We start from the raw sequence: 278 nt of genomic DNA, 5'->3' as shown, positions 1-278 counted from the left end.
ACTGCTTAAATCTGAAAAAAGTGGCTTTACTAATCAATCTGCTGATGAAATCCTGACTGAATTTAAACTAAATGTTAAGTAATGCGAAAGTTTAAACTCTCAAATGATGCTAAAGAAGACTTACGTCGTATTTATCAGTATGGCTGTAAGGAGTATTCACAGCAGCAAGCAGATACTTATTTTTATGCTTTTTTTACTCTGTTTGAAAAGCTAGCTGCAAATCCTTATCCCTACCAATCAGTTGCTCATATTCGTAAAGGTTATCGACGTGCCGTTTG

1 protein-coding gene is annotated in these 278 nt (G+C 34.9%); it reads left to right on the top strand.

Translation table 11 applies throughout. The features are described 5' to 3' along the window. Positions 1-81: 81 nt before the first annotated feature. Positions 82-278, top strand: a 197-nt coding sequence (locus AAEY62_RS22140; protein ID WP_350636555.1) for a type II toxin-antitoxin system RelE/ParE family toxin, incomplete at its 3' end; no start/stop codon positions are given.

Origin of the sequence: Pseudoalteromonas sp. GW168-MNA-CIBAN-0100, from assembly GCF_040309225.1 — a bacterium.
GTDB lineage: Bacteria > Pseudomonadota > Gammaproteobacteria > Enterobacterales > Alteromonadaceae > Pseudoalteromonas > Pseudoalteromonas arctica.
This window is presented reverse-complemented; position numbering and strand designations above follow the sequence as displayed.